The organism is Pseudomonas sp. SID14000 (assembly GCF_002165135.1).
Taxonomy (GTDB): Bacteria; Pseudomonadota; Gammaproteobacteria; order Pseudomonadales; family Pseudomonadaceae; genus Aquipseudomonas.
Genome location: NZ_NFZQ01000032.1, coordinates 1 through 3,281, shown reverse-complemented (window position 1 = coordinate 3,281; position 3,281 = coordinate 1). Strand labels below are relative to the sequence as shown.

The following is a 3,281-nucleotide window of genomic DNA, read 5'->3' as shown; positions in this document are numbered from 1 at the left end:
CTTTTGTCAGATCGTTCTTTAAAAATTCGGATATGTGATAGATATAGACTGATGACCAGTTTCACTGCTGGTTAATCAGGCTAAGGTAAAATTTGTGAGTTCTGCTCGAAAGAGCAACATGCGAATTTTCGGCGAATGTCGTCTTCACAGTATAACCAGATTGCTTGGGGTTATATGGTCAAGTGAAGAAGCGCATACGGTGGATGCCTTGGCAGTCAGAGGCGATGAAAGACGTGGTAGCCTGCGATAAGCTTTGGGGAGTCGGCAAACAGACTGTGATCCAGAGATCTCTGAATGGGGGAACCCACTCAGCACAAGCTGAGTATCTTGTACTGAATACATAGGTGCAAGAGGCGAACCAGGGGAACTGAAACATCTAAGTACCCTGAGGAAAAGAAATCAACCGAGATTCCCTTAGTAGTGGCGAGCGAACGGGGACCAGCCCTTAAGTTGATTTGAGATTAGTGGAACGCTCTGGAAAGTGCGGCCATAGTGGGTGATAGCCCCGTACACGAAAATCTCTTGTCAATGAAATCGAGTAGGACGGAGCACGAGAAACTTTGTCTGAATATGGGGGGACCATCCTCCAAGGCTAAATACTACTGACTGACCGATAGTGAACCAGTACCGTGAGGGAAAGGCGAAAAGAACCCCGGAGAGGGGAGTGAAATAGAACCTGAAACCGTATGCGTACAAGCAGTGGGAGCCTACTTTGTTAGGTGACTGCGTACCTTTTGTATAATGGGTCAGCGACTTATATTCAGTGGCGAGCTTAACCGAATAGGGGAGGCGTAGCGAAAGCGAGTCTTAATAGGGCGTTTAGTCGCTGGGTATAGACCCGAAACCGGGCGATCTATCCATGGGCAGGTTGAAGGTTAGGTAACACTGACTGGAGGACCGAACCGACTACCGTTGAAAAGTTAGCGGATGACCTGTGGATCGGAGTGAAAGGCTAATCAAGCTCGGAGATAGCTGGTTCTCCTCGAAAGCTATTTAGGTAGCGCCTCATGTATCACTCCAGGGGGTAGAGCACTGTTTCGGCTAGGGGGTCATCCCGACTTACCAAACCGATGCAAACTCCGAATACCTGGAAGTGCCGAGCATGGGAGACACACGGCGGGTGCTAACGTCCGTCGTGAAAAGGGAAACAACCCAGACCGTCAGCTAAGGTCCCAAAGTCATGGTTAAGTGGGAAACGATGTGGGAAGGCTTAGACAGCTAGGAGGTTGGCTTAGAAGCAGCCACCCTTTAAAGAAAGCGTAATAGCTCACTAGTCGAGTCGGCCTGCGCGGAAGATGTAACGGGGCTCAAACCATGCACCGAAGCTACGGGTGTCATCTTTGATGACGCGGTAGAGGAGCGTTCTGTAAGCCTGTGAAGGTGAGTTGAGAAGCTTGCTGGAGGTATCAGAAGTGCGAATGCTGACATGAGTAACGACAATGCGAGTGAAAAACTCGCACGCCGAAAGACCAAGGTTTCCTGCGCAACGTTAATCGACGCAGGGTTAGTCGGTCCCTAAGGCGAGGCTGAAAAGCGTAGTCGATGGAAAACAGGTTAATATTCCTGTACTTCCAGTTATTGCGATGGAGGGACGGAGAAGGTTAGGCCAGCCTGGCGTTGGTTGTCCAGGTTTAAGGTGGTAGGCTGAAATCTTAGGCAAATCCGGGATTTCAAGGCCGAGAGCTGATGACGAGTTGCCTTTAGGCGACGAAGTGGTTGATACCATGCTTCCAAGAAAAGCTCCTAAGCTTCAGATAACTGGGAACCGTACCCCAAACCGACACAGGTGGTTAGGTAGAGAATACCAAGGCGCTTGAGAGAACTCGGGTGAAGGAACTAGGCAAAATGGCACCGTAACTTCGGGAGAAGGTGCGCCGACGAGGGTGAAGGACTTGCTCCGTAAGCCCATGTCGGTCGAAGATACCAGGCCGCTGCGACTGTTTATTAAAAACACAGCACTCTGCAAACACGAAAGTGGACGTATAGGGTGTGACGCCTGCCCGGTGCCGGAAGGTTAATTGATGGGGTTAGCGCAAGCGAAGCTCTTGATCGAAGCCCCGGTAAACGGCGGCCGTAACTATAACGGTCCTAAGGTAGCGAAATTCCTTGTCGGGTAAGTTCCGACCTGCACGAATGGCGTAACGATGGCGGCGCTGTCTCCACCCGAGACTCAGTGAAATTGAAATCGCTGTGAAGATGCAGTGTATCCGCGGCTAGACGGAAAGACCCCGTGAACCTTTACTATAGCTTTGCACTGGACTTTGAATTTGCTTGTGTAGGATAGGTGGGAGGCTTTGAAGTGGGGACGCCAGTTCTCATGGAGCCATCCTTGAAATACCACCCTGGCAACTTTGAGGTTCTAACTCAGGTCCGTTATCCGGATCGAGGACAGTGTATGGTGGGTAGTTTGACTGGGGCGGTCTCCTCCCAAAGAGTAACGGAGGAGTACGAAGGTGCGCTCAGACCGGTCGGAAATCGGTCGTAGAGTATAAAGGCAAAAGCGCGCTTGACTGCGAGACAAACACGTCGAGCAGGTACGAAAGTAGGTCTTAGTGATCCGGTGGTTCTGTATGGAAGGGCCATCGCTCAACGGATAAAAGGTACTCCGGGGATAACAGGCTGATACCGCCCAAGAGTTCATATCGACGGCGGTGTTTGGCACCTCGATGTCGGCTCATCACATCCTGGGGCTGAAGCCGGTCCCAAGGGTATGGCTGTTCGCCATTTAAAGTGGTACGCGAGCTGGGTTTAGAACGTCGTGAGACAGTTCGGTCCCTATCTGCCGTGGACGTTTGAGATTTGAGAGGGGCTGCTCCTAGTACGAGAGGACCGGAGTGGACGAACCTCTGGTGTTCCGGTTGTCACGCCAGTGGCATTGCCGGGTAGCTATGTTCGGAAGAGATAACCGCTGAAAGCATCTAAGCGGGAAACTTGCCTCAAGATGAGATCTCACTGGGATCTTGAATCCCCTGAAGGGCCGTCGAAGACTACGACGTTGATAGGTTGGGTGTGTAAGCGCTGTGAGGCGTTGAGCTAACCAATACTAATTGCCCGTGAGGCTTGACCATATAACACCCAAGCAATTTGCTCGCGCAGATTGCGGTGGTGAAGATGATACGAACCGAAAGTTCGCAACCACAAATTCACATATCCGAATTCGCTGGAGTGTCTACCCAGACCTTCTGGCAACAGAATTTCTTGACGACCATAGAGCATTGGAACCACCTGATCCCATCCCGAACTCAGTAGTGAAACGATGCATCGCCGATGGTAGTGTGGGG

At 51.2% G+C, this 3,281-nt stretch carries 2 rRNA genes; both read left to right on the top strand.

Annotated elements, in window-relative coordinates:
* The first annotated feature begins 176 nt into the window (after window positions 1-176).
* Window positions 177-3,068 (top strand): 23S ribosomal RNA (locus CAY82_RS24670).
* A gap of 129 nt (window positions 3,069-3,197) precedes the next feature.
* Window positions 3,198-3,281, top strand: a 5S ribosomal RNA gene (gene rrf / locus CAY82_RS24665); the annotation flags it as partial.